Annotated in this window: 28 protein-coding genes and 2 pseudogenes; 20 read left to right on the forward strand and 10 right to left on the reverse strand. The window is 62.5% G+C overall.

Annotation, left to right across the window (positions count from 1 at the left end):
• Positions 1 to 118 (forward strand): annotated as a pseudogene (locus GJ668_RS21205) (IS701 family transposase); the annotation flags it as partial.
• 32 nt (positions 119 to 150) lie between these two features.
• Here GJ668_RS21205 and GJ668_RS06105 read toward each other — a convergent pair.
• Entirely contained in the window at positions 151 to 1566 is a 1416-nt protein-coding gene (locus GJ668_RS06105; RefSeq protein ID WP_155449265.1) for a transposase, read from the reverse strand.
• Positions 1567 to 1641: 75 nt separating this feature from the next.
• Between GJ668_RS06105 and GJ668_RS06110 the strand changes: the two are divergent.
• Positions 1642 to 1971: pseudogene (locus GJ668_RS06110) on the forward strand (transposase); the annotation flags it as partial.
• Between the two features lie 8 nt (positions 1972 to 1979).
• Positions 1980 to 2297, forward strand: coding sequence for a BrnA antitoxin family protein (locus GJ668_RS06115; RefSeq protein WP_155449266.1), 318 nt, complete (start codon positions 1980 to 1982; stop codon positions 2295 to 2297).
• A 21-nt stretch (positions 2298 to 2318) separates the two neighbouring features.
• On the opposite strand, the gene GJ668_RS06120 is transcribed toward GJ668_RS06115, so the two are convergent.
• From GJ668_RS06120 to alr, 5 genes are read right to left on the reverse strand one after another with little or no spacing between them, the layout of a single operon-like run.
• Positions 2319 to 3128, reverse strand: a complete 810-nt coding sequence (locus GJ668_RS06120) for an ATP-binding cassette domain-containing protein (protein WP_186342918.1) — start codon at positions 3126 to 3128, stop codon at positions 2319 to 2321.
• Complete coding sequence (locus tag GJ668_RS06125) at positions 3125 to 4102, reverse strand: FecCD family ABC transporter permease (RefSeq protein WP_155449267.1); 978 nt, start codon at positions 4100 to 4102, stop codon at positions 3125 to 3127. The genes GJ668_RS06120 and GJ668_RS06125 overlap by 4 nt, the downstream gene beginning before the upstream one ends.
• A gap of 4 nt (positions 4103 to 4106) precedes the next feature.
• The gene (locus tag GJ668_RS06130) at positions 4107 to 4967 is read right to left on the reverse strand and encodes an ABC transporter substrate-binding protein (RefSeq protein ID WP_155449268.1); all 861 of its coding nucleotides are present in this window, start codon (positions 4965 to 4967) and stop codon (positions 4107 to 4109) included.
• Between the two features lie 15 nt (positions 4968 to 4982).
• Entirely contained in the window at positions 4983 to 5543 is a 561-nt protein-coding gene (gene cobU, locus GJ668_RS06135) for a bifunctional adenosylcobinamide kinase/adenosylcobinamide-phosphate guanylyltransferase (RefSeq protein WP_155449269.1), read from the reverse strand.
• A gap of 6 nt (positions 5544 to 5549) precedes the next feature.
• Positions 5550 to 6647 (reverse strand): alanine racemase, encoded by a 1098-nt coding sequence (alr, locus tag GJ668_RS06140; RefSeq protein ID WP_155449270.1) that lies wholly within the window; start codon positions 6645 to 6647, stop codon positions 5550 to 5552.
• A 182-nt stretch (positions 6648 to 6829) separates the two neighbouring features.
• Here alr and GJ668_RS06145 point away from each other — a divergent pair, with 182 nt between their 5' ends.
• On the forward strand, positions 6830 to 8089 hold the full coding sequence (locus tag GJ668_RS06145; RefSeq protein ID WP_155449271.1) for a bifunctional alpha/beta hydrolase/OsmC family protein: 1260 nt from the start codon (positions 6830 to 6832) through the stop codon (positions 8087 to 8089).
• A gap of 7 nt (positions 8090 to 8096) precedes the next feature.
• Here GJ668_RS06145 and GJ668_RS06150 read toward each other — a convergent pair whose 3' ends face one another.
• Positions 8097 to 9662, reverse strand: coding sequence for a glycosyltransferase family 39 protein (locus GJ668_RS06150; protein ID WP_246194658.1), 1566 nt, complete (start codon positions 9660 to 9662; stop codon positions 8097 to 8099).
• Between the two features lie 88 nt (positions 9663 to 9750).
• Here GJ668_RS06150 and GJ668_RS06155 point away from each other — a divergent pair, with 88 nt between their 5' ends.
• From GJ668_RS06155 to trxA, 15 genes are all read left to right on the forward strand, one after another.
• Positions 9751 to 10887 (forward strand): glycosyltransferase family 2 protein, encoded by a 1137-nt coding sequence (locus GJ668_RS06155; RefSeq protein WP_155449273.1) that lies wholly within the window; start codon positions 9751 to 9753, stop codon positions 10885 to 10887.
• Between the two features lie 131 nt (positions 10888 to 11018).
• Positions 11019 to 11336: an ATPase gene (locus tag GJ668_RS06160; protein WP_155449274.1), complete on the forward strand. Its 318-nt coding sequence runs from the start codon at positions 11019 to 11021 to the stop codon at positions 11334 to 11336.
• 29 nt (positions 11337 to 11365) lie between these two features.
• Positions 11366 to 12412 carry a V0D/AC39 family V-type ATPase subunit gene (locus GJ668_RS06165; protein WP_155449275.1) on the forward strand — a complete coding sequence of 349 codons (1047 nt, stop codon included), beginning with the start codon at positions 11366 to 11368 and terminating at the stop codon, positions 12410 to 12412.
• 168 nt (positions 12413 to 12580) lie between these two features.
• Complete coding sequence (locus GJ668_RS06170) at positions 12581 to 14479, forward strand: V-type ATP synthase subunit I (protein ID WP_155449365.1); 1899 nt, start codon at positions 12581 to 12583, stop codon at positions 14477 to 14479.
• A gap of 41 nt (positions 14480 to 14520) precedes the next feature.
• A complete protein-coding gene (locus tag GJ668_RS06175) occupies positions 14521 to 14967 on the forward strand; it encodes an ATP synthase subunit C (RefSeq protein WP_155449276.1) in 447 nt (148 codons plus the stop codon).
• Between the two features lie 8 nt (positions 14968 to 14975).
• On the forward strand, positions 14976 to 15350 hold the full coding sequence (locus tag GJ668_RS06180; protein WP_155449277.1) for a V-type ATP synthase subunit F: 375 nt from the start codon (positions 14976 to 14978) through the stop codon (positions 15348 to 15350).
• Positions 15347 to 15994, forward strand: coding sequence for a V-type ATP synthase subunit E family protein (locus tag GJ668_RS06185; protein ID WP_186342919.1), 648 nt, complete (start codon positions 15347 to 15349; stop codon positions 15992 to 15994). Before GJ668_RS06180 ends, GJ668_RS06185 begins: the two co-directional genes overlap by 4 nt.
• Positions 15995 to 16010: 16 nt before the next feature.
• Positions 16011 to 17807 carry a V-type ATP synthase subunit A gene (locus tag GJ668_RS06190; protein ID WP_155449278.1) on the forward strand — a complete coding sequence of 599 codons (1797 nt, stop codon included), beginning with the start codon at positions 16011 to 16013 and terminating at the stop codon, positions 17805 to 17807.
• Positions 17808 to 17924: 117 nt separating this feature from the next.
• Positions 17925 to 18152 carry a winged helix-turn-helix domain-containing protein gene (locus tag GJ668_RS21210; protein WP_222930756.1) on the forward strand — a complete coding sequence of 76 codons (228 nt, stop codon included), beginning with the start codon at positions 17925 to 17927 and terminating at the stop codon, positions 18150 to 18152.
• A complete protein-coding gene (locus tag GJ668_RS06195; protein ID WP_222930757.1) occupies positions 18145 to 18801 on the forward strand; it encodes a restriction endonuclease in 657 nt (218 codons plus the stop codon). Before GJ668_RS21210 ends, GJ668_RS06195 begins: the two co-directional genes overlap by 8 nt.
• A 15-nt stretch (positions 18802 to 18816) precedes the next feature.
• Positions 18817 to 19293, forward strand: a complete 477-nt coding sequence (locus GJ668_RS06200) for a Uma2 family endonuclease (protein ID WP_155449279.1) — start codon at positions 18817 to 18819, stop codon at positions 19291 to 19293.
• A gap of 55 nt (positions 19294 to 19348) precedes the next feature.
• Positions 19349 to 19648, forward strand: coding sequence for a PBPRA1643 family SWIM/SEC-C metal-binding motif protein (locus GJ668_RS06205; RefSeq protein WP_281350187.1), 300 nt, complete (start codon positions 19349 to 19351; stop codon positions 19646 to 19648).
• A 65-nt stretch (positions 19649 to 19713) separates the two neighbouring features.
• Entirely contained in the window at positions 19714 to 20169 is a 456-nt protein-coding gene (locus tag GJ668_RS06210; RefSeq protein ID WP_155449281.1) for a DUF29 domain-containing protein, read from the forward strand.
• A 34-nt stretch (positions 20170 to 20203) separates the two neighbouring features.
• Positions 20204 to 20356 carry a hypothetical protein gene (locus GJ668_RS06215; RefSeq protein ID WP_155449282.1) on the forward strand — a complete coding sequence of 51 codons (153 nt, stop codon included), beginning with the start codon at positions 20204 to 20206 and terminating at the stop codon, positions 20354 to 20356.
• A gap of 98 nt (positions 20357 to 20454) precedes the next feature.
• Positions 20455 to 21318 (forward strand): thioredoxin, encoded by an 864-nt coding sequence (gene trxA / locus GJ668_RS06220; RefSeq protein WP_155449283.1) that lies wholly within the window; start codon positions 20455 to 20457, stop codon positions 21316 to 21318.
• Positions 21319 to 21336: 18 nt separating this feature from the next.
• On the opposite strand, the gene tilS is transcribed toward trxA, so the two are convergent.
• From tilS to GJ668_RS06235, 3 genes are all read right to left on the reverse strand, one after another.
• Positions 21337 to 22818, reverse strand: coding sequence for a tRNA lysidine(34) synthetase TilS (gene tilS / locus GJ668_RS06225; protein WP_186342920.1), 1482 nt, complete (start codon positions 22816 to 22818; stop codon positions 21337 to 21339).
• A 46-nt stretch (positions 22819 to 22864) separates the two neighbouring features.
• Positions 22865 to 23824 (reverse strand): acetyl-CoA carboxylase carboxyltransferase subunit alpha, encoded by a 960-nt coding sequence (locus GJ668_RS06230; protein ID WP_155449285.1) that lies wholly within the window; start codon positions 23822 to 23824, stop codon positions 22865 to 22867.
• Between the two features lie 148 nt (positions 23825 to 23972).
• A complete protein-coding gene (locus tag GJ668_RS06235; protein ID WP_155449286.1) occupies positions 23973 to 24752 on the reverse strand; it encodes a metal-dependent hydrolase in 780 nt (259 codons plus the stop codon).
• A 136-nt stretch (positions 24753 to 24888) separates the two neighbouring features.
• Between GJ668_RS06235 and GJ668_RS06240 the strand changes: the two genes are divergently transcribed.
• Positions 24889 to 25779 carry a carbon-nitrogen hydrolase gene (locus tag GJ668_RS06240; RefSeq protein ID WP_155449287.1) on the forward strand — a complete coding sequence of 297 codons (891 nt, stop codon included), beginning with the start codon at positions 24889 to 24891 and terminating at the stop codon, positions 25777 to 25779.
• The last annotated feature ends 58 nt before the right edge of the window (positions 25780 to 25837 follow it).

A 25837-nucleotide genomic window follows, 5' to 3' on the forward strand; every position in this document is an offset into this window, starting at 1 on the left:
CTTCGTGCGGGTGGATTCACTGCAGTTGGCGGACAAACAGGCCGTGCGCGGTTGGCTGAAGGGCTTCGAGCATGAAGTGCTTCTCGTTGGCCGAGTCTTTACAACTCGATCTTCGAGTTTTTTGTTCTTGACTTCTGCTGTTGAGAGGCGCTAAGCGCTCGCCATGGCCTCCAGCGCCCGGTAGCGCAAGGACGCAGTGGGTTCCTGTCGCCCCAAATCCCGGCCACTCATGTGTTTGCTCGATGGGGGCAGGGCGTAGAGGGCTTTGACGTGTTCAGCCCATTGAGCCACAGCCGCGACCGGATCCTCGGCACTCAACAGGTCACGGACCATCGTGACGATGGCCTCGGCGCGGCAGGCCTCGCGGAGGCGGCCCACGGTGCACGCGGGAGCCGACTGTTTCAGGCGGGCGGTCTGTTCGGGGTGAAGGAGGAGGGCGTGGTCAAGCAATAGACTCAGGATCAGGCTTCGGCTTGATCCCTCTTCATCGGGTTGCTTGGCCAACGTCCCCCAGCCTTCATAACGCTTCCAGTCCGCCAGAAACACTTCCACGAGCCAGCGCAGTGTGGCCACCTGGAGAATGTCCTGGGTGCGCCAACTCAGATCGCTGGCCACCAGATACCGGGGTTCGCTCTGGCCAGGATAGGTCAGGGCGATGACAAAGCGCTTGGTTTCATGCGCACACACATGCAGACGTGCGCTACTGACGCTGACGGCGATCTCCTCGCCGCCGCGTACGCGCAGGCGCTGCGTGACACCCGGATAGGCCTTGAAGTATTCGCTCAGCGCGCGCTCGCGCCCACGAAAGCGCACCGTCTGGTTGTGGCGTAGCTGACTGATCGTCTGCGCCCCCTCACACAGCGCACTGGCCTGATCGAGAAACGCCCGGGGGCCATAGAGCGCATCGGCCACGACCGCCTTGACGCGCACCCGCGCGTGAACCTGGCGAAAGGTCGCGATCAGCTTCAACGCCAATTCCACCTTGCTCGGGTAGGCCGGATTGGGGGCTGGTCGCTTCGGGCGCTGCGCCCGCACGACGCCCTGGGCCTTGAGCCGCGCCTCTTCGCGCCGCCACGCTGACTGGGCCGGATCCGGGGCATAGAAGGCCCAGCCAACCGGGAGCGTCACCTTTGACGTCACCAGCACCAGGAACACCAGCGACTGACCGTTGAAAGACCCACCGGTCTTCTTGTCGTGAAGACGATAGGCACGATGAATCCGTTTGGTCTGCTTGGCCCGTTGCTCATCGCTGTCATCGACCACCAGTACCCCATCCGTGATCCCATGAGCGACTAGCACCACCGTGATACTCGCCTGCCACAGCCGCTCCCAATCGATCTTGCTGTGGCGAAACATCCACGACAGCGCCGAGAATCGGTAGCCCCTCAACCCCGCCCGCTCGAACCCCTTCCAGCACACCGTATTGGTCATCAGCACGCCCATCAGGCAGAACTTCAACCACGCTCGCTGGAGACGACTCAGGCCTCGGCCACCGCCCTGGCTTCGCAGGGCGGCATCCAGATCCTCGACAAACTGATCGATCACCGGCAGCGGGGCTGAAAACATGGCCGTGTCTACTCCTCAGGCGCAAACTGTCAGTATCGTCGACTTGTCAAGCAGAAAAAACTCGAAGATCGAGTTACAAACAAAGATGGCAGCACGGGTCGGTTGAGCCTTGTCTGTAGTGATCTGACGTGCGATGGCGAGCGCGTCGCCGATCTCCACAAAAAACGGTGGAAGGTCGAGGAGTATCACAAATCGCTCAAGTCCAATGCGGCCTTGGCCAAATCACCGACACGCACTCTGCGCACGCAGTCCAATCATGTGTTCCTATCGATCTGCGCTGTCTTCAAGCTCGAATGCCTCAAGCGCGTCCATAAGCTCAACCACTTCGCGCTACGCGCGAAGCTCTATGTCGAGGCGCTTCAGCATGCCTTCGGCGAGCTCAGGCGACTGAAGGCGGCTGCGTAACATCAGTGATGAAGAAAGAGCGTGGTCACAGCGTTACCGTAAAGAGTGATAAGGGTAAAACGGATTGGGAAAAGCTGCGCGCCCAACCTGATTCGGAGGTTGTCTTTACAGAGGATGCTCCGGTTACTTCACCGGAAGATTGGGCCAACGCGATCGCTCACAAAGGCTTGCCGGTTCCGGCGCGTAAGACTCAGATTGCGCTCCGAGTCGATGATGATGTTTTGACGTGGTTCAAGGCTCAGGGTGCTGGGTACCAAACCCGGATGAACGCCGTATTAAGAGCTTTTCGTGACGCCCACAGTCGTAGCACCGAGACCCAACAATAGCCGCTCAGGCGGCCAACTCGGTCAACACCTCTCGGCCTTAGACACCAGCGATTCGCAGGACCAGGGGATAATATAACTCTGTCCCTGATGCTCTCCAATCACCGCGCCGATGCCATAAGCCAGGCGCAAATGGTCGGCGCTCAAGACCCTCTCAACCGTCCCCGAAGCCACCGTTCGCCCCTCGTGCAGCAACAGCAGACGGTCGCAGAAGCGGCTCGCCAGGGTCAGATCATGCAGCACCACGATCACGCTCGCGCCCTGATGCGCCTGAGTGCGCAGCAGCTCCATGACTTCGAGCTGATGGCGCGGGTCGAGTGCGGCCACCGGCTCGTCGGCGAGCAGCAGCGGCGCCTCGACCGCCAGCGCCCGCGCCAGCCGCACCCGCGCCCGCTCGCCGCCCGAGAGCGTATCTGAGGCGCGCGCACGCAGCGACCAGACATCAGTCGCGCGCATCGCCGACTCGATCGCATGCTGATCCTCGGTACTCGACCGCCCGGCCCCACGCCACCAACCGCCGCGATAGGGATGACGCCCGAGCGCGACCAGATCAGCGACCGAAATCGGCCACTGGACGCGATCATCCTGGCTCAGATAGGCCAGTTGTCGTGCCCGTTCGCGCGCCGGGATCTGGTCCAGTGGGTCACCGTGCAGCCGGATCGAACCTCGATAGGGCAACAGCTGCGCAATCGCCTTGATCAGCGTGCTCTTGCCAGCCCCATTGGGGCCAATCAGGCCAACCAGCTCGCCCGCGCCGACCTGGAGCGACAGCGCCTCGACCAGGAACCGCCCCCCCAGATGCACCGCGACTTCGACCAGTTCAAGCCGGCTCACAGCAGATCCCTCCGCGACCGCAACACCAGGGCCAGAAAGAAGGGCGCGCCGATCAGGGCCGTCACCACGCCCAGCATCGGCTCGCGCCCGGTCTCGGGCAGCCGCAGTGCGATATCGGCGGCGAGCACCAGCACCGCTCCACCCAGCGCGCTCGCCGGTAGCAGGGGTCCGGGCCGGAAGCCCACGAACCGGCGCAGCAGATGCGGCACTACCAACCCGACAAAACCGATGGCCCCAGTCACGGCCACGGTCGAGCCGACACTCAGGGCCGACCCCAGAATGATGAGCGTGCGCAGACGCCCCAGATCGATCCCCAGACTGCTCGCCTCGGCCTCGCCGAGCGCCAGCGCATCCAGCGAAGGCGCGCACCATAGCAACAGGGTCAGACCCAGCAGCACGAAGGGCAGACAGAGCCAGATATCATCGAAACTGCGATCACTGATCGAGCCAAGCAGCCAGAGCACAATGTCCTGTGCGTCGCTCGGATTGGGTGCGAGATTGAGCGCCAGCGAGGTCAGCGCGCCGGCCAGCGAGGACAGCGCCACGCCAGCCAGGATCAGGGTCAGATTGTTCGAGCCGGCGCGGGTCAGCGCCTGAAGCACCAGGGTCGCCAGCAGGGCACAGAACATGGCCGCCGCCGGCAGTATCCAGGGATTGACGAGCGCCAACCCGAAATAGAGCGTCAGCACCGCCCCCAGGCTGGCACTCGCCGAGATTCCAAGCAGCCCCGGTTCGGCGAGCGGATTGCGCAACAGCCCCTGGAGCGCCGCGCCCGAGGCGCCGAGTGAGAGGCCGACCAGCCAGGCCAACACCACGCGCGGCAGCCGGATCTCGCGCACGATCACCTGGTGGGTCTCGGGTCCGATGCCGAGCAGACCGGCGATCACCTCGCCGGCACTGAGCGGCGCCTCACCGAACCCGAGCGAGAGCAGACTGAGCAGCGCGAGCGTGAGCAATAGGAAGAGGTTCAGCATGTGGTCAGGGGGATGGCGTCCGGAATGGGTTGCGCTCGATGTCGGCGAGTTGCTCACTGATCTGCTCGGCGACGTCGAGCAGTTCCAGTCCGCCGCAGCCCCAGGCCTGGCCCGGAAGTTCGATCACTGGGGTACGCTCCAGGAGCGAACGGAGCAGCGGATGACGACCATAGGCCGAGCGCGCGGGTGACTGAGCCTGATCGAAATAGCCGAGCAGGAAGACATCGGGCGGTGTGTTCGCCAGACGTTCGAGCGGAAAACGGCCCCAGCCTTTGACGCCCTGTTCGGCGGCCAGATTGCGCAGACCGAGCTGCGCGATCAGATCGTCGACATAGGTGCCCTGCCCCGCTGTGCCGCCGCTCGGACGCAGATAGAGCAGGCTTGGCGCCCGTTCGTGCCCGGACCGGGCGAGCGCCTGCATCCGGCGCTCGAACTCCTCGGCCAGCGCCTCGCCGGTCTCGGCACGCCCGATGCGCGCGGCGATGGTGCGCGCGGTCTGGAGTGCGTCGGCCCAGTTTTTGGTATAAGGCAGCGCGATGACCTCGATCCCCTGCCCGGCCAGCCGCTCGGCGTGACGTCGCCCCATCCAGCCTTGATAGACGAGCGCGATGTCCGGCTTGAAGTACAGCAGATCTTCCACGCCGCCCCGGTTGGGCGGATAGGCGCGCGCCCTTTCAGCGACGGGTGAGATACGCGCGTCCTGACTCTGACGCGAGACCGAACGAATCTGTGCTGGATCGGCGATCCGCAGCAGCAGGAGATCGGCGCAGAGGTTGGTGCTCATCACGGTCGGGCGTTGCGGTTCGGCCAGCACCAGAGCCGGAGTGATCCACAGCGCGACACAAAGCCACAGAATAAGAACCATGACGTCTGAGGTGCCTCAGCGATCGATGGGGACGCCAAGCCGGCGCAGATCGAGCGCGTGTCCCCCGGCTACCAGATAGGTCGCCGCACAGCGCGGACCAAGTCGACGCACCAGTCCACCGAGCCGGTCACGGAACAGCCGCCCGATCGGATAGGCGGGTATGACGCCCCAGCCGGTTTCCTCGGCGACCAGGATGACTTGAGCGGCTGGGCGATCTTCGAGCGCGTCGAGCAGATGCGCACAGCGCGCGCGCCAATCCGCGTCACTCAATTCAATCAGGTTCGCCACCCAGGTGCCAAGCGAGTCGACGAGCAGGCAGACGTCACCCGTGCCTGCTGTCGCGATGGCTGTCTCCAGTTCAGTCGGCGCGCACCGAGTCGACCAGTGCGCGGGCCGGCGCTGGCGATGCGCGGCGATGCGTGCCATCCAGTCGGCGTCCTCGGGATCCTCGCGCGCGGTGGCGATATAGACGACGGATCGTCCCGACTCATGCGCCAGACGCTCGGCCCATTCGCTCTTGCCACTGCGCGCTGGTCCCGTGACCAGAATGGTGGCCCTTTCGTTCTCTTTAGCCATCGCTCGTCAATGCTCCTCGTGGATCAAGGGTACGCGCCGACCGATTCCGGTGAAGAGCTGATAGGCGATGGTGTCACTCGACTCAGCGACCGTGCTGGCTGGGACGGTCTGGCCCCACAGTTCGACCGGATCGCCGGGCCGAGCCTCGTAGAGTCCGGTGAGATCGAGCGTAATCATGTCCATCGACACCCGCCCGATGATGCGCGTGAGCCGCCCGCCGACGGCGATCGGCGTCCCATCGCGCGCATGACGCGGATAGCCGTCGGCATAGCCGATGGCGGCCACACCGACCCGGGTCGGCCGCTCGCAGATGAAGCGCCCGCCATAGCCGATCGGCTCGCCCGCCGCCAGGTCGCGGATAGCGATCAGGGCTGATTCGAGCGTCATCGCCGGGCGCAAGCCGCTCGCGCTCGCCTCCGCCGCCGCTCCAGCGAAGGGCGAGACGCCATAGAGCATGATCCCCGGCCGCGTCCAGTCGCCATGGGCCTGGGGCCAGGCGAGTACGGCCGCCGAGTTGGCGAGACTGCGCCCGATCCGAACGCCGCTCAGTGCCTGCTCGAAGGTGACGATCTGCGTCGAGGTATAGCGATGCGCGGTTTCGTCGGCACGGGCGAAATGGGTCATGGCCACGCGCTCGCCGACATGCGGACAGGCCGCCAGACGCGCATTGACCTCGGCGAACTCAGACGGCTCGAAGCCAACCCGGTGCATTCCGGTATCGAGCTTGATCCAGCAGTCCAGGCGCCGGTTGGGACGCGCCCTCAGCAGCCAGTCGAGTTGTTCACGACAATGCACCACTATGGCGAGTCCGGCGCGATCGACGAGTGCGAGCTCATCCGGGCTGAAGACGCCCTCCAGCAACAGCATCGGCCCCTGGAGACCGGAGTCGCGCAGTTCCAGTGCCTCCTCGACACAGGCCACCGCGAACCCATCGGCCTCACCGGCCAGGGCACGCGCCACGGCGATCGCGCCATGCCCATAGGCATTGGCCTTGACCACCGCGAGCGCGCGCGAACGCGGCGCCAGCGACCTGGCGCGACGATAGTTGTGGCGAATCGCGTCCAGATGGATACGGGCGCGCAGTGGACGGGCGGAGCGGGTCATGAGTGCAATCGCAAGCGGGTAAAAACGAGGATGTTCAGTGTCGCATAAGCCGGGCGCGAATGCGCAGCGCACATCATGGCGAATTCAATTATATGATTATATTGATATTTTAGATTCGATCTGTTGTGCTGACAGGCGGCGCTTGGGTATATTGCAGCGCACAATATAATAGGGTGGCTCGCATGGCTCGGATCAAGCTCGAATTTCCCAACGCGAACGGACAAACCTTGGTGGGTCTCCTGGAGACGCCGCCCGAACGGGTGCCGGTGGTCCGTTACGCCCTCTTCGCCCACTGTTTTACCTGTAGCAAGGACGTGGCCGCGACCAGTCGTATCAGCCGGGCGCTCGCCGAACGCGGCATCGCGGTGCTGCGCTTCGACTTCACCGGCCTGGGCAACAGCGACGGCGATTTCGCCAACACCAACTTCTCGTCCAATGTCCATGATCTACTGGCGGCGGCGCGCAAACTGGAACAGGATTTCGAGGCTCCAGCCCTGCTCGTCGGGCACAGTCTCGGCGGCGCGGCGGTGCTCGCAGCCGCGCCGCAACTGCCCTCGGTGCAAGCCGTGGCGACCATCGCCTCACCGGCCACGGCGGCGCATGTCAAGCATCTGCTGACCGGCGCCCGCGATCAGCTCGCCGAGCGCGGCGAGGCTGAGGTCCAGATCGGCTACCGGCGCTTCCGCATTCGCCAGCAACTGCTCGATGACCTGGATCGCTATGCGGCGCCCGACCACATCCGCCAGCTCGGACGGCCGCTCTTGGTCTTCCATTCGCCGCTCGACACCATTGTCGATATCAGTGAGGCGGCCAAAATCTATCAGTCGGCGCTGCATCCCAAGAGCTTCATCTCGCTCGACAAGGCCGACCACATGCTCACCAATCGCGAGGATGCCGAGTATGTCGCCGAGACCCTGGTCGCCTGGGCCAGCCGTTATCTCGGGATCAAGCGGCATGGCTTCGAGACGAGTACCGGCACCGCGCCCAAGGTCGCCTCCGGCGAGGTCGTCGTGACCGAGATCGAGACCGATACCCCGTTTCTGCGCGGTCTCTATACCCAGCGTCATCAGTGGCAGGCCGATGAACCCAAGCCGGCCGGCGGCTCGGATCTGGGGCCGACGCCCTATGAGTTGCTCTTGATGGCACTCGGCGCCTGCACCTCGATGACCCTGCGCCAGTACGCCAAGCGTCAGGGCCTGAGTGTCGACGATATCGAGGTGATCCTGAGCCACACACGCGACCATGCCGAGGATTGCGCGGCGAGCGCCGAGCGGCCGGTCAAGATCGACCGCATCGTCCAGCGGATCGACATCCACGGTCATCTCAGCGCCCTGGAGCGCGAGCGCCTGCTGGAGGTCGCTGAACGCTGCCCGGTGCATCGCACGCTCGACGCCAATCCGCGCATCGAGACACGCTATGTCGAGGACGATCCCAAGGCGTGAGCGTGTTTCAGCGCGCGCCGTCACGCTTGTAGCGGTAGAGCGACCAGCGATGCAGCGGACGCCGACAGGGCGATTCACGCCCTTCACTCAGCGGCTGACCCGGACAGTCGAACAGACGTCGCTCGGTCGTGAGGCTGAAGCCGGGGATCTGGGGAGGTGCGCCAAAGCGGGTCAGCAACCAAAAGGGCGTCGTGACCGTCTGCAGATCGATCCGGGGTGCGATCCGGCCGCGCAGATACTCCGAAGGCCGCGAGAGTCCCGGCCATTGGCTGGTGGCGGCCAGATCAGGTCGATAGAAGCGCAGCATGGCCGTGAGCTGATAGCGATCCGCATAGACCGGCGCATCGAGTCCGGCGGCAATCTCGGCCAGTTCCGCGAAACCATGGGTCTCGCGCAGGATACGGTTGTGACTGTCGGGAAGCGGCAGCGCGACGGTTACGGCATGGATGACATAGAACGTGGCCAGCGCCAGGTTGGCCAGGGCCGCCATCCAGGCCCAGCGGCGCACCCGACGTAACCAGAGCGCCGCCAGCGGCGCGGCGCCGAGCAGATACATGGCCGGCCAGTTGGCCTCGACATCGCTGATCAGGGCCACCAGCGCAAAGAAGCCCAATGGAAACAGGCTCGCGGCGAGCAGCAACGTCCGTCCAGGCAGCGTCAGCCGCGAGTCGGACATCGAACATGGCGTCGCCGCGCCCGTCTCACGGCGACCGAGCCAGGGTGCCAGCAGGATCGGCAGCGCGATCAGGCCCCACAGAGCGATCTGGACCCCAACATACTCCAACAGACTCGCGGCACGCTCCCCAGACGTCTCGGGACCGGACTGCTCGATCGTCGCCGCCTCGGGTGCGACCGCTCCACCGATCTCGGTGGCGAAGCCGTGTCCGAACTGAAAGCCCAGCGTCAGCCAGTCGTTCTGCGCGTTCCAAATCAGATTCGGCGCAAAGACCAGCAGTGCCACGCCCGCTCCCAGATAGGGCCAGCGCGTCAGCAACGACCGCCAGTTCGCGCCCAGGATCGCCAACAGCAGCACCGGGCCGATCAGGAACATGGTGTACTTGCCCAGCAAGCCCAGACCGATGGCGATCCCGGCCGTGATCCAGCGACGCGGATCGACGGCGAGCGCGCGCTCGGCCTCGTGCAGGGCCAGCGCCCAGGTAAGCGCCAGCACGCTGTCGGGCGTGGTGATGACGCCACTGGCGATCCCGGCCAGGGTCGCACCGGCCAGCATCAGCGCCAGCGTCCGATCACGGATGTCGGTCAGGCCACAGTGGCGATAGAAGCGTTCGAGCACCACTAACGTTGCCAGCCCCGCCAGCAGGCCGCCGAGCCGCGCCATGAACACCGATCCAGGCTCCAGCCGCACGCCCAATCCAAGCAGCGCCACGCCCGGCGGATGGTCGAAATAGCCCCAGGCCAGCGCGCGCGCCCAATCGAAGTAATAGGCTTCGTCCTGGGTCACGGGCATCAGGGCGGCGATGGCCAGGCGCCAGATCGCCAGGCCGCCGAGCACCAGAAGCAGCAGCCACCGGCCATCCAGGCGTGAAAGGGAATCATCGGGGAAGTGCATCATGAAAACGTCGTCGGTTATAGAATGGCGGACCAAGCACGCCGCACTGTCAGCGCCCATTGTCTACCAGACCCACCCAAGGTTGCACCCGATGTCCGATCGCCCTACCCCGCCCACTGGCCACCGTCCACCCGAACTAGCCGTGATCGTACCGACCTACAAGGAAGTCGACTCGGTTGACGAGGTCGCACGCCGGGTCGCGGCTGTGCTCGACGGGGTCGATTGGGAGCTGATCTTCGTCGACGACGACTCGCCCGATGGCACCGCCGACCGAGCACGCCAACTGGCCAGCCAAGACGCGCGCATCCGGGTGATACAGCGCATCGGCCGGCGCGGACTGTCCTCGGCCTGCATCGAGGGCATGCTCTCGACCTCAGCGCCCTATCTGGCCGTGATGGATGGCGACCTCCAGCACGACGAGATCCTGCTGCCCCGGATGCTCCAGACCCTCCGCGATGAGGGGTTGGACATCGTGGTCGGCAGCCGCTATGTCGAGGGCGGCGACGTCGGCGACTGGAGCGCGCGGCGCCAGGGCATGAGTCGACTGGCGACCCGCTTGGGCCAGATCCTGATCCGCGCCGAACTCAGTGATCCCATGAGCGGCTTCTTCATGGTGCGCGAGCGTGTCATCCATGACTGTGTCCGACGTCTGACCGGAGTCGGCTTCAAGATCCTGCTCGACATCTTCTCAGCCGCCGAGACGCCCCTGCGCTTTCGCGAGCTGCCCTTCAGCTTCCGTCAGCGTCAGGCCGGACAGAGCAAGCTCGACAACGCGGTGCTCTGGGAATACCTGCTGATGCTGACCCAGAAACTGATCGGTCCCCTGATCCCGCTGCGCTTCATCGCCTTCTCGCTGATCGGCGCCTTCGGTGTACTGGTACACATGAGCGTGCTCTGGCCGATCCTGCACTTCTTCGGTGAAAGCGCCTTCCTGGCCGGACAGGCCGCCGCGACTCTGGTCGCTATGACCAGCAACTTTTTTCTCAACAACATCCTGACCTATCGCGACATGCGTCTGCGCGGCCGTCAGCTCATCTGGGGCTGGTTCAGCTTCGTGCTGGCCTGTAGCCTGGGGGCGCTGGCCAATGTCGGCATCGCGGATTATCTGTTCCAGAGCGGACGCTCGGGCTGGGTGCTGTCAGCGCTTGCCGGCATCCTGGTCGGGGCCGTGTGGAACTATGCCGTCACCGCTGTCTATACCTGGAAGCGCCCGGCCAATCCGATCTGAACCCACGTCGAACGCGCGGCTGGCGCTAGCGACCAAGACCCGGATGGGTTTAAGCTTGGTTGCATTGGCTGGTTCATGACCGCTTGGGTCGTGGACGCTCGAATACGCTTGCAACACTCCGGGTGACAGCGATGGATGACACACTCAAACGTTTGCTCGACGCCGAAATGCGCGCCGAACGGCTCGCCCAACAGGCCGAAGCCGAACAGGACAGCCTGATCCAGCAGGCCGTGGCCGACTCCAAGGCCGAAAACGAGCGCTTGACCGCGCGGATCCCGGAGCTGCAACGCGCCTTCATCGCCAAGGCCGAGGAACGCGCCGAGCAGAACATCGCCGAACTGCGCCGCCGCTACGACGAGCGTCACGTTCAGTTGCGCGACCAGGCCGAGCAGCGCGAACCCGAGGCGCTGGAAGCCGCCTTTCAGCTTCTCATCGGTCTGGAACACTAGGCCCAGCCTGGATAGCGCGGAGCCACTCCATGAGCCAGGTCGCTGATCAAGCGTATCTCAACACCCGCGTCTCGGTGATGGCCACGCGGCTCTTTGACCCGAGCCTGATCGAGCGTCTAGCCCATCTGCCGCTCGCGGCGCTCGCCGACGAATTCGACCTCGCCGCCCTGCTCGATGAGCACATCACGCCGGCGGTACGCCGCCGCGCCGCCGAGCAGAGCCTCATCCAACTGCTGCTCTCGGAGCTGCTGATTCTCACCCGCCCCATGAATGTCAACGAGCGCGCCCTAGTGCTCGACTGGGGTCGCAAATACGCGCTCTACAACCTCAAGACACTGATCCGCGGCAAACTCCGCGAACTCGACCGCCACGAAATCAACGACAACCTCTTCGAGCTACCGGAGCACATCCGGCTGCCCGACAAGGAGCTCTTTGGGGCCGAAAACGTGCTCGAACTGCTGCGGCGGCTGGAGGTCGGGCCGCAACGCCAGATCGCCCGTCAGGCGCGCGAAGTCTACGAACAGCAACGCGAACCCTTTGCACTCGAGGCCGCGATCGATCAGCGTTATTTCATCGGTCTGGTGCACCGCGTCCAGGTCTTCGGCGCACCGCATCAGGAATGGCTACGGCGGCTGATCTCAGCAGAACTCGACAGCATCGGACTCATCTGGCTGTTACGCTTCCGCTTCACCTATCGGCTCTCACCGTCCGAGACCTATTATTGGCTGGTGCCCTCAATGCGGGTGCTCACGCGCGAGCGTCTACTGCGCCTGGTTGATCTCGATAGCTTCGAGCAGGTACTTGATGCGCTGCCGGAGCCATTGCGCACCCGCTGTGCCGATTGTGGCTCGATCGCCGAGGCCCAGCCGCGTCTGGCGCGTCATGCCATCGACGAAATCCGTCTGGTGCTGGCGCGCAGTCCATCGGGCGTGGCGCGCGCCCTAGCCTATCTGATGCTGCGCGAGACCGACCTGCTAGGGTTGTTTGCCGCGATCCAGGGACGTTTGCTCGGATTCGACGACCGGATCATCCAACACGCGCTCACGCAGATCGAGCCGGGTGTGACGGGGAGCTGACTTATGTGGATGCCGATGTCGATGTTGAAACACAGACTGATGAAGCACATCCATTCGTGGATGGCGCTGTTGCAGTGGCAGCCCGAGCGAATGATGCCGCGCATCCGCTCGTGGTTAGCACTGTTGCAGCCCGTGCTGATGATGCAGCGCATCCGCTCGTGGGTGTCGATGCTGAAACCCACGCCGATGAAGTACATCCGTCTGCTGGTTCTGACCGACGACCTGCCGTGTGCCTCGCTGGCGCTCGCCGAGACCCAGTGCGTCCATCCCGATCAGCGCGCACCCGAGTCCGAGCAGCTGGACACCCTACCCGGTCGCCCCTTCCACGACATCCACATCCAGGCCCAGTCGCGGCTCGACAAGATCGCGCGACTCATTCACTTTGCGCCACCGGCAACCATCGAGCCGACGCGCGTGATCGAGCCGGATGAACTCGCGCAGCTCAACGATTGGCTCGGTCGGATCTGGGACGAAACCTCGAGTTATGAAGAAAATTTCAGACAGCTCGCCGATCAGGAACGTCTGATCGACGAGCAGCAGGCCGCGCTGGAGAACTTCAGTCATCTCAACATCGACCTCGGGATGCTGCGCACCAAGACGCGCTTTCTCGACATCCATGTCGGTCTGGTGCCACGCGAGAACCTGCGCCAGCTCGAAGGCGCGGTGACGCTCGCCGGACACATCCTGCATGTCTACATGGAACGCGGCGACAACACCCACGTCGTCATCGTCGGCGCGACCGATGCCAAGGAGGCGAGTCTCGACTCGGTGCTCACCGCCGCCGCCTTTCAGGCAATTCCCATCCCCGAGGAACTCAATAGCGAACCGGCGGAGCTTCAGCGCGAATTTGCCAGCCGACTCGACGCCATCGTCGAGGAACGCACCACGCTCACTGAGACCTTGCGCCACTGGTCGGAGCCATATCACGCGCGTCTGCGCGAAGCACAACGTACACTGATGCTGGCCGAGCCACTGGTGACGCTCGACAACGCGCTGCGGAGCACCGGACATCTGGCGCATCTGGCCGGCTGGGTGCCAGCGCGGGCGATCGACTCCGTGCGCCAGCGGCTCGACGCGGCGCTGGCTGGACGCTACGACCTGACTGTGCGCGATCCCTTGCCCGAGGAGCGGCCACTGGTACCCACCGTGCCCGCCAAGAGTCGCTGGCTCACCCCCTTCTCGCTGCTCGTCAACCAATACGGCATCCCGGCCTACGGCGAGGTGGACCCAACGCCCTGGTTTGCGGTCACCTTCCTGCTGATGTTCGGGATGATGTTCGGTGACCTGGGACACGGTGCCGTGATTGTACTGGCGGCTGTGCTGGCGCGCCGCAAGCTGCCGAAGTTCTATCTGTTCGGTGTCTTTGCCGGGATCTCGTCGATGGGCTTCGGGCTGCTTTTCGGCAGTGTCTTCGGTTACGAAGATATTCTACCCGCGCTGTGGATGTCGCCCCTCAATGACCCGATTCTCATGCTCAAAATTGCGCTCGGCTGGGGCATTGTCTTCATCCTGGTCGCCTGTTTGCTCGGCATCTACAACCGACTCATGATTGGTGATCGTGCGGGCGCGCTGTTCGAGCGTCACGGGCTGGTCAATCTACTGTTCTATCTGGCCTTTCTCTGGGGCGGCTATGGTCTGGCGACGGGCGCGGGGTTCGGTATCCTGCCGTCTCTGTTGGCGATTGGTTCACTGCTGGCACTCGCGGCCTTCCAGTGGCGTCATCTGCACGCTCCGACGGGCGAGAAAGCACTGGTGGTCGTTATCGAGACGCTCGACACCGTCATCGTTTATCTCTCCAATACCCTATCCTTCCTGCGTGTCGCGGCCTTCAGCCTGAACCATGTCGCCCTGGCGCTGGCCGTCTTCACGCTGGCTGACATGATGGGCCAGTTCGGTCATGTTGTGACCATCCTGCTCGGCAATGTCTTCATCCTGGTGTTGGAGGGCGGAATCGTCATGATCCAGGTGATGCGACTGCAATACTACGAAGGCTTTTCGCGCTACTTCTCCGGCACTGGACACCAATTCCTTCCCTTGCGCCTGCGGCGTAGAACGGCCGCGTCGTAGAGTTCAGGCCAACGGCATCTCACTCTCTCAAGGAGCATTTCATGTACTGGCTCGTTGCACTCATGTCCCTGGCCATCTTCGGCCTGATCGTCTCGGGTCTCCTGCTGGAGATCCGTCCCGCACTCGTGACGCATATCCGTCCCTGGCACAAACCCGCGCTGGGCACGCAACTGATCGTTTTCGTTGGCGCTCAGTTCGGACTGCTCCTGATGGGCCTCTCGGATGTCATGGCCTCAGAGCCGGCGACCGGCGGCCTGATCGAGATGACGACCGGCATGGGTCTGGCCATCCTCGGCGTCGGCATCCCGACCGGACTCTCGACCATCGGTGCCGGCATTGCCGTGGGTCCGATTGGTGCAGCCTCGCTCGCTGCCGTCATGGAACGCCCTGAAGCACTGGGCCGCACACTCATCTTTCTGGGATTGGCGGAAGGTATCGCCATCTACGGTCTGGTGATGAGTATCCTGCTGCTCAATCGACTCGGCTGAGCGCCGGGATGGACAGCGCGATCGAACAGGATCGTCATCCGACCCGATTGCTGTTTCTCGGCGAGGAAAATCTCGCCGACGGCTTTCGGCTGATCGGATTCGAGACCTATCCAAATCCGACCCCGGAGGATGCTGACCGACTGCTGCGCGATCTGCGCCGCGATCAGGCCAAGGCCCTGGTCATCGTCGACGACGCGCTCATGGCTCAGAACATCCCGAACCTGCAACGGGTGCGGCAGGAAGGCGGACGCATCGTGGTGATCGCCGTCCCTGCGCTCGGCGCCCACCCCCGGCTGACCAGCGAGGTCGCCCAGCGGCTGGCCACGCTTTTTGGAGCCGCGACACTGGAGACCGCCCCGAGCGGCGAGCGAGACTCATCGTGAATCAGGTCGAAGAACTCGAACGCGCCATCCTGGCACGCGCCGAACGGCTGGCGGGTGAATATCGTGAACGCGCCGCGCGCAGCCGTGACAGTATTTTGCGAGAGGCGGCCGAGCGTCTGCGCTTGCGCGAAGCGCGTGAGGACGGCCTTGCCAAAACACGCGCTGAGCGTAGCTTCCGTCAGCAAGTGCAGGCGAGCGAACTCAAGATGCAGACCCATCTCGACCGCATGCGCTGGAATCTGGTGCTCGATGTCGAGCAGCGTCTGGCTGATCGGATGCGCGTCTTCATGGAGGACGAGCCGACCTATGACGCCTGGCTGGTGAGTCTGATCGTCGAGGCCGCCGGAGTCATCGAGTCGCCCGAGATTCAGATTACGGCCAACGCCCACGATCAGCGCCGGCTGTTCATGAACTGGGATACGGTTGTCGCCGCCCTGCCCCACGGCAGACTGGCCGCGCTTGCCCCGGCGCCCGAGGCGATCGATACGCTCGGCGGTGTGCTGGTGACGAGCGTCGATGGACGTATCCGCGTCGACCACACCTTCGAGGGCCGACTCGAACGCCTGCGCCCGCGTATCCAGCAAACCATCCTGGAGCGCCTGCTGCCCGGCGGCTTCGACACTGGCAGCCTTTTCATCGGATGAGCGAGACAGCGAGACCATGAGCGAAACCAACAAGATCGGCGTCATCCGCGACATCAATGGCCCCATCGTCACGATCGAGCTGCCGGGTGCGCGCAGTGGCGAGCAGGTCAAGATCGGCGAACTCGGACTCTATGGCGAGATCCTCTCGCTCAATGGCGAGCGCGCGGTGGTCCAGACCTATGAGTCGACCGATGGGGTGCGGCCTGGAGAGCCGGTGGTGGGGTTGGGCTGGCCGCTCTCAGTCGAGCTGGGTCCGGGACTCATGGGTGGCATCTTCGATGGCGTGCAGCGTCCGCTGTTGAAGCTCGCGCTCCAGTCGGGTGACTACATCCGGCGTGGTCTGAGCATTCCGGCGCTCGATCGCGACACGCTCTGGGCGTTTGTGCCTAACAGTGAGTTGGAGCCAGGGGCGAAGGTTGGTCCCGGAACCGTGTTGGGTACGGTCCAGGAGACTCTGACCATCGAGCATCGCATTCTGGTGCCGCCGGGCATCGCGGGTGAGTTGGAAGAGATTGCGCCGGCAGGTGAGTACAACATCGAATCGAACATCGCGCGGGTGCGCGATCATAAAAGCGTGAGTCATCGGCTCAGCCTTTATCAGCGCTGGCCGGTGCGCAAGCCGCGTCCGTATCTGAAGCGCGATGATGGTATTTCGCCGCTGATTACCGGGCAGCGGGTGATCGATACGTTCTTTCCGCAGCTCAAGGGGGGCAAGGGCGCGGTGCCTGGTCCGTTTGGGGCGGGCAAGACGGTGGTTCAGCAGCAGATTGCGCGCTGGTCGAATGCGGACATCGTGATTTATGTCGGCTGCGGCGAGCGCGGTAATGAGCTGGTCGATGTGCTGGAGACCTTTCCTCAGCTCGATGATCCCTACTCGGGGCGCAAGCTGATGGAGCGAACGCTGTTGGTGGCGAATACGTCGAATATGCCGGTCGTGGCGCGTGAAGCCTCGGTCTATGTCGGGATCACGATGGCGGAGTATTACCGCGACATGGGCTATGACGTGGTGATGCTGGCAGACTCGACCAGTCGTTGGGCCGAGGCGTTACGCGAGGTTTCGGGACGGTTGGGGCAGATGCCGGTTGAGGAAGGCTATCCGGCGTATCTGGCTTCGCGGTTAGCGGCGGTGTATGAGCGGGCTGGGCGGGTCGAGACCTTTGGGGCGGGGTCTGGTTCGGTGACGCTGATTGGGGCGGTGTCGCCGCCGGGCGGGGATTTCTCGGAGCCGGTCACCAGTCATACCAAGGATATTATTGAGACCTTTTGGGCGTTGTCGAAGGAATTGGCAGATGCGCGGCATTATCCCTCGATTGATTGGGTGACGAGCTTTTCCGGGCATGTCAAGACAGCGGCGGAATGGTGGCACAAGGAGGTTGATCCGGATTGGGAGAAGCGGCGCGGGGCGGCGTTGGCGTTGCTGGCGCGGGATGCGGAGTTGTCGCGGATCGTGAATCTGGTTGGGCCTGAGGCGTTATCGGATGCGCAGCGGTGGGAGTTGGAGGGGGCGTCGCTGATTAAGGAAGGAGTGTTGCAACAGAGTGCGCTGGATGAGATCGATACCTTTTGCTCGCCGGCGAAGCAGTATGCGTTGCTGGATCTCGCGATTACGATCTATAAGCGTGGTGAGGCGTTGATCAAGCTCGGGGTGCCGGTGACTGAATTGCAGCGTCTGCCGTTGCTGGCCAAGATGCGACGGATCAAATCGATGTATTCGAGTGAGCAGTTGGAGCAGATTCAGGCGTTTAGGAATGAGGTCGATCAGGCGATGGAGTCGATACGGATTGAGTATGCGAAGCAGGGAGAGGCTGTGTAGCCTCGTTTGCTTGGCTGCATTCTCGCGGTCTAGCTCGTGCACTAGGCGGCGTTCAGTCTAGAAAATTAGCGCTCTAGTGCGGCCTAGATTCAGTGTTAGCCGTTAGAAAGGAATGCTATGTCCCGCAAGTCAAAAGCTGAGTTCGTGCAGTGGTTTGGGCCACTTCTTGATGCTCTTCGTGACCTTGGTGATTCAGGTAGGCCACATGAAGTGTCTAGTCGAATCGCCAAAAACCTTAATCTTTCAGATAGTGTATTAGATGAAACTCTCAAGTCAGGGGGCAGTAGGTTCCACAACCAAGTTGCCTGGGCTCGGCAATATTTAAGTTTGGGAAGGCATGCTTGATTCATCAAAGCACGGCACTTGGACCCTAACGGATAAAGGTCGGAACGCACACATTACCGAAGCTGAGGCAGCAAGTATATTCAAGAAGTGGGTTGCTGTTCACGCTGAGAACAGAAAGCAAAAGACCGTCAATGAGCCTGATACGATAGATGACGAAGTTCCAGCTCCAGACAGCCCGTCTGCTGATGAAAAACTCAATCTGATAAGTGTGCTAAGGGCCTTGAGCCCGGTTGGCTTCGAAAAAGTATGCCGGGAGCTGCTACGTGAATCCGGTTTCGAGAATGTAGAGATCACAGGTGGATCTGCTGACGGAGGCATTGATGGTTTCGGCACCCTTGAGATCAACCCCTTCGTGAGCTTCAAGGTTCTGTTTCAGTGCAAACGCTATGCCGAAGGCAATTTGGTCGGACGCTCTCAAGTTGGTGATTTCAGAAATGCCATGATTGGACGGGCCGAAAAAGGAATAATCATCACAACCTCGTCTTTCACCAATGCGGCCATCTTGGAGGCAAATCGCGAGGGTGCGCCAAAAGTTGAGCTTGTGGATGGAATCAAATTAGTCGAAATGTTTCAGCGTGTCGAACTTGGTGTAAAAAAGCGCATAGTCTATGACTTAGATCCAGCCTATTTTGAAAAATTTAAGGCATGACATGAGGAGGATTACATGGAATGGAACCAGGTTTTGGAGGATCCTGTACTCAAAGAGCTTCCATATAAAATCGAACTCAACGAGGATGGCCATATCGTCATGAGTCCGGCGTCTAACCTCCATGGATATTTGCAATCGCGACTAGTCATGGAACTTGCGAAAAAAATCGATGGCAGCGGCATCCTGGTCGAGACGAGCATCCAGACATCCAAGAACGTCAAAGTAGCGGACGTATGCTGGGCGTCATCTCAGTTCATCGAAAAATTTGGATTCGAGACGCCTTACCCGAAAGCCCCTGAACTGTGCATCGAAGTTCGATTACCCAGCAACACCGAAAGAGAGATGAGTGAAAAAATCGAACTCTATCTTGCCAAGGGCGCTCTGGAAGTGTGGATTTGCGATAGCGAAGGGCTAATGAGATTTTTCTGTCATGAAGGCGAAATTGCGGAATCTAGGCTTGTCCCTGTATTTCCAACACATGTTCGCGTCTGATCAGAAGAAAATAGGGATCAGCTTTCTTTTTTTCTAATTTTTTACGCAATTTCAATTGAAAAACATTGAAGAGATTCCAATGGCAAAACTGGGCTCGCAGAAAAGACCGATCATCGTCCGCACCAACTCTGAAGAAACGGCCAGATATGTCGCTGAAACATGTGCCGAGCATGGCTGGCATTACATCATCGGGCTTGAGCCGGATAAGCCGGAAGACATCTCCGATTTGGAGCGGATGCTGAATCCGCCCAAACCCATGCTATCGGATAAAGTAGGCCGCAACGATCCCTGCCCCTGTGGCAGCGGCAAAAAATACAAAAAATGCTGCGGCGCCTCCGATGCCTTCTTCGCCTGATCAAGTCTTCGATAACACAATCCAGCCGGGCAAATAGTTCGTCAACGACTGAACCGGATCCAGACATGGTCATATCCGCTCATCCGCCAAACACATCACTCCATGAACAGGATTTTTACGCCTGGACGCAACAACAGTCCGAACTACTCCGCGCCGGCAAACTGAGCGAAGCCGACATCCTGAGCATCGCCGAGAAAATCGAGGACATGGGACGGCATCAAAAGCGCGAACTCGAGAGCCGATTGAAGGTACTCTTCATGCATCTGCTGAAATGGCACTACCAACCCGGCTATCGCGGCAATAGCTGGAGATACGGCATCGAAGAACAACGCGCGGAACTGCGCGACCATTTGAGCGACAATCCAAGCCTCAAAAACAAGCTTCCAGAGGCCATCGAACGCGGTTACAAGTATGCCATCATGGGCGCGGCCAAAGAGACCGGCTTTCCCAAGAGCACCTTTCCCGAATCCTGCCCCTGGTCGTTCGAGCAGGCCATAGACGATGAGTTTTTCCCCGATTGACTTTGATTGCTCTATATAAAGTGAGGAGGATGACATGGAATGGAGCCAGGTTTTGGAAGACTCCGTACTCAAGGATCTTCCATACAAAATCGAACTCAACGAGGATGGCCATATCGTCATGAGTTCGTCGCTCGAATCATCAAGGGCGACACTTGAATCACGTCCAGTCGATGGCTATTTTGAATAGCCACAGGCGCGTTTCCATACCAAGGACCGCGAGCGAGCGCGGCACGGACGCCCTCTCACACGATTTCCACTACTGCTTTCCAAGTTCCAGATATTGCTATGAGCCATTCCCCGCACGTCGTCACCGTCACTGCCGCTAACTTTCAGGCCGTCGTCATCGAGGGTTCCTACGAGCGCCCCGTACTGGTCGATTTCTGGGCCGACTGGTGCGCGCCCTGCCGGATGCTGATGCCGATGCTGGCCAAGCTGGCCGAGCAATATGATGGACGCTTTCTGCTAGCCAAGGTCGACACTGAGGCCGAGCAGGCACTAGCGGCCCAGTTCGGCATCCGCAGCCTGCCGACAGTGCAGCTCTTCCGCAACGGTCAGGCCGTCGATCAGTTCATGGGCGCCCTGCCCGAGCCGCAGGTGCGTGAATTTCTCGACCGTCATCTCCCGCGCGCGTCCGATGGAATGCTCCAGCGGGCTGAGGCGGCGCTGGCGAGCGGCGACCTGGCGGGGGCGCGCGCACTCATCGAGCAGACGCGCGCCGAGGATCCCGACAATAAGCGTCTACCGCTGATCGAGGTGCAGTGGCTGGCTGGCTCAGGCGAGGTCGCCAAGGCCCTGGAGGCGATCGACAGTCTGCCGCTCGAATTCGTCAACGATCCCGAGGTTGCGGCATTGCGCGGCCAGCTGAGCTTTGCCAGCGCCATTGAGGATGCACCGGGCGAGGCCGAACTGAGCGCACGGCTCGATACGGATCCGCGCGACAGCGAGGCGCGCTATCAGCTTGCGGCTCATCGGGTCTTGCGCGGTGATTATGAGACCGCGCTCGAACACCTGTTCGAACTGATGAAACATGATCGTGCCTATGGCGAGGATGCCGGTCGCAAGGGGATGCTGGCGGTGTTCGATCTGCTCGGCGGCGGTAACGATCTGGTCGCACGCTATCGGGCCAGGATGATGAATGCGCTCTATTGATGCAACGGATGAACAGCGTCAGGCTGCACCAGCTCCAATGTCGTCAATCACCCGGACGTCCAGTGGGCGACTGAGTCCTGGCCAATCCGGCTCCCAGGTAAATCCAGACCACAGAAGCTCGAAGCTTAGCCCGATCCCGTCAGCCTGACCATGGCAAGCCCCAACTCCAGCGATGGCGATGAGCCGTTCACCCTGGAAGATCATGGGCAGATGACGCCGGAGCCAGACCGGCACACCAGCGGCTTGGAAGCACTTTTTCAAATTTTGGCGTGGGCGGTTCGCCCCACTCCGGCAGCTGTGACCGAACTGACCGAAGCGGATCTGAAGCTCGATCGTCGTCATCGCACCGATCGATGCTGGACGCATATTGCGCTCTGGCGCCGGGATGGTCCCAACGCGCGACATTTCCTCAGGGCGCAGGCGCCATTCCAGTTGCCCGAATCCAGTCGGCAGCTCCAGGACGCCCTGTTCCGCCGTGATCGGCCAGACGATGCATGTCTCGCTCGGTAGCAGCGGCGGCAGCGGACGAAAGGCCAGCAGCTCGCCACGATAGCGCCGTACCTCACACCCCTCCCAGACGACGCCCGGATTGGCATCGTCTCGGGCGGCAGGCAGTTCATCGAGCAGACGATCGAGACGCCGTGCCTCCGGCGCTCTGAATCCGCGTTCCACCAGCCAGCGCCGGACTACAGCCTTGCGCAGCGGACGCTCAAGACACCCGAGCGCGGCCAGCGAGAGCGCGCCCGGCTGGCGACCGCGCACATCGGCAAGCGCCTGCTCCGCGTATTGATCGACCAGCCCAGCGGCCTCAGCGCAATGGCGCGCACTGCGCGACAGGGTCGTCGCGACCGACGGCCAGCGCGCGCGCAGTAGCGGCAGCACGCGATGGCGCAGATAGTTGCGGTCGAAGGCGGTGTGGTCGTTGCTGGGATCCTCGATCCAGTCGAGACCCTCGCGGTGCGCATAGTCGGCGAGCGACTGGCGGCTGAAATCGAGCAGAGGTCTGACGAGCCGTCCGGCGCCGAGTGGGGCGACGACCGGCATCGCGGCCAGACCGTGCGGGCCGCTGCCGCGCAGTAGCGCCAGCAGGAGCGTCTCGGCCTGATCGTCACGATGCTGAGCGGTGAGCAGGCATTCGCCCGGTGCCAGCAGACGACGGAAGATAGCGTAGCGGGCCGCGCGCGCCCAGGCTTCCAGGCTCTCGCCGGGGCGGGGTGTCGAGGTCGGGCGTTCGACGTGCAGCGGGACGGCGAGCGCCGCACAGCGGGCGGCGCAGTGCCTGGCCCAGCCGGCTGAGTCCGCGTGCAGACCGTGATCGACATGCACAGCACTGAATCGGTCGAGCGCCGGTTCGCCCGGCAGCCGCTCGCGGATTGCGACAAGCGCATCGAGCAGGACAGTGGAATCCAGCCCCCCGCTATAGGCGATCCAGTAATGCGGGATCGCCCCACAGGGGGCGAGCCATTCCAGCAGTGCTTCAGGCGAAAACTCGGTGGTCACGTCGTCGCTGTCTACGGACGCCGCCAGCCGGCCCCAACCGCCCGGATCAGGCTTCCTTGAAGCGCCCGAAGCCCATCAGACGCTGATAGCGCGCGGCGATGAGTGCCTCCATGTCGATTTTTTCCAGCACGTCCAGACGCGCAAGCAGCGCGTCTTTCAGGCTCTTGGACATGGCATCCGGGTTGCGATGTGCGCCGCCGAGTGGCTCAGGGATGACCTCGTCGACCAGCCCCTGCTCCATCAAGCGCTCGGAGGTAATAGCCATGGCCTCGGCCGCCAGTTGCGCCTTGTCGGCGCTCTTCCACAGGATCGAGGCGCAGCCCTCAGGCGAGATCACCGAATAGGTGCTGAACTGCAACATGCCGAGCCAGTCGCCGACACCGATCGCCAGCGCGCCACCTGAACCGCCCTCCCCCACTACAGTGCAGAGAATGGGCGTGCGCAGACGCGACATTTCGCGCAGATTGCGCGCGATGGCTTCGCTCTGGCCGCGCTCCTCGGCACCGACGCCCGGATAGGCGCCGGGCGTGTCGATGAAGGTCAGGATCGGCAGCCGGAAGCGCTCAGCCATTTCCATCAGACGCAGCGCCTTGCGATAGCCCTCGGGACGCGGCATACCGAAGTTGCGCAGGATTTTCTCCTTAGTGTCGCGCCCCTTCTGATGACCGATGACCATGACCGAACGCCCGTCGAGCCGCGCCAGTCCGCCGACGATGGCGTGATCGTCAGCGAAGGCGCGATCACCATGCAGCTCGTGGAATTCATCGAAGACCCGCCGCACATAATCGAGCAGATAGGGGCGCTGCGGATGGCGCGACAACTGCGAGATCTGCCAGGGCGTGAGTGAGGAGAAGATCGACTCGGTCAGTGTCCGGCACTTGGCCTGCAAGCGCTCGATCTCCTCCTGGATGTTGAGTTCGTTGTCGTGACCCACCAGCCGAAGCTCTTCGATCTTCGCCTCAAGTTCAGCGATGGGTTGTTCAAAATCGAGAAAATTAAGATCCATAGCCCCGAGATCGTCTGTCTGAATCGCGCCTGCTGGAGGCTGGTAATGCCGTGGTCAGCCCGCGACCGCGTGCCGCGAGGCAAAGGGTCGATAATCTAGCGCACACCGGCCCCTGAGTACAGCACCGCGCGCCATCGAACGTCCGCCATCAGCCGCGCGACGCCTGCATTGCGAGCGGCTGGCTCAACCGCTCCCACCACTCGCTCAAATGACCGACCGCCCAGCGCGTCCCCTCGCGCAGCCAGGTTTCCAGTTCGACCAGCGTGGCCTGCGGATCGAGGTCAAGCTGCTCCAGCACCCCCTCGACAGGCGGCGCGACCGAAATCAGCGCCGCGAGCACGCCAGCCATGGCGATCGTACTCCAGGGATATTTCAGACTGATCGGCTTGAGCGCGGTGCCGAAGGAGCGCTTGATCTTGGCGTTGAACAGATCGACGCTTGAAAATTCGTCGAGCACCAGATGGGTCAGATAGCCGATGCCGACCATCAGGCCGGCGATCCAGGCGCGCTCGGCCGAGTGCTCCCACCCCCAGTAGGCAAGATTGGTCGTGGCCAGCGACACGGCGGCGATGGCCAGCCAGGAATGCCAGACCCCGCGATGGATGGTGAAGCTCGAAAAGACCTTCAGGACGCCATAACGCACCGCCAGAAAAACGATGGCCCAGATCGCTGCCAGAACCAGCGGCTGAAAACGCGCCGTCAGCGGCAGCGTGACGGCGAAGGCCAGCACCGCGCCCAGCACGTTAAACAGCAAGCTGGTCGGCTTGGAGCGCTCCAGGTCGATGTCCGGCAGCAGACTGCCGGCCACACCCAGCACGAACAGCACCGGCATCGGCGACTGCTCGACCACACCGGCCACATGCAGCGAGAGCGTGGCGGCGGCACTGACGAGGATGCCGACATTGAGGTGAGTTTGAAAATTGGCCATGTCTCTCGCGCCCTATGAAAAACGTCGCGTCCCGGCCAATCCCAGCCTTGCGCCCGCGCTGTAGATCACCGAATGTTCGGCGCAATGTTATAAACAAGGCTGCGCTCCGAATCAAAACATTCCGAGGTTCGACACCATGCCCCGCTCGTCCCTGACACTCGCGCTCGTCCAGCAGTCCGATCAAGGCAGCACCGCCGCTAATCTGGAAGACGGCGAAGCGGCCATCCGCGCGGCCTCGATCCGTGGCTGCGATCTGGTGCTGCTCCAGGAGCTGCACAACGGTCCCTACTTCTGCCAGACCGAGAATCCGGATCTATTCGATCTGGCTGAGTCCATCCCCGGCCCGACTACGGAGCGTCTGAGCGCGCTGGCGCGCGAGCTGGAGCTGGTGATCGTGGGTTCGCTGTTCGAGCAGCGTGCGCCCGGTCTCTATCACAATACCGGCGTGGTTCTGGATGCCGACGGCGCGCTGGCCGGGATCTATCGCAAAATGCACATCCCGGACGTTCCCGGCTGTTACGAGAAATTCTATTTCACGCCGGGTGATCTGGGCTTCAATCCGATCGACACCGCCGTGGGACGTCTGGGCGTGCTGATGGGCTGGGATCAGTGGTTTCCGGAAGCGGCGCGCGCCATGGCGCTCGGCGGCGCTCAGATTTTGCTCGCGCCGAGTACCATCGGCAGCAATCCCAACGACACGCCGGAGGAGCAGCAACGCCAGATCCAGTCCTGGGTCACCATCCAGCGCGGGCACGCCATCGCCAACAGTCTGAGTCTGGCCGCCTGCAACCGCGTCGGCTATGAGTCCGATCCGAACGGCCTCACGCCGGGGACGCGCTTCTGGGGCAGTTCCTTCGTCTGCGGACCCCAGGGCGAGATCCTCGCGCAGGCCGACGATCAGGCACCCAAGCTACTGGTTGCCGAGGTTGATCTGGCACGCACCGAGCCGGTCCGGCGACTCTGGCCCTTTTTGCGCGACCGGCGCATCGATGCCTATGATGATCTGGCGCGACGCTTCCGCGATTGAGAATTGAGAATTGAGAATGCCGCTTGGATTCACAATATGGTTTGCTTCGAGTGAACTC

The organism is Allochromatium palmeri, from assembly GCF_009720725.1.
Taxonomy (GTDB): Bacteria; Pseudomonadota; Gammaproteobacteria; order Chromatiales; family Chromatiaceae; genus Thermochromatium; species Thermochromatium palmeri.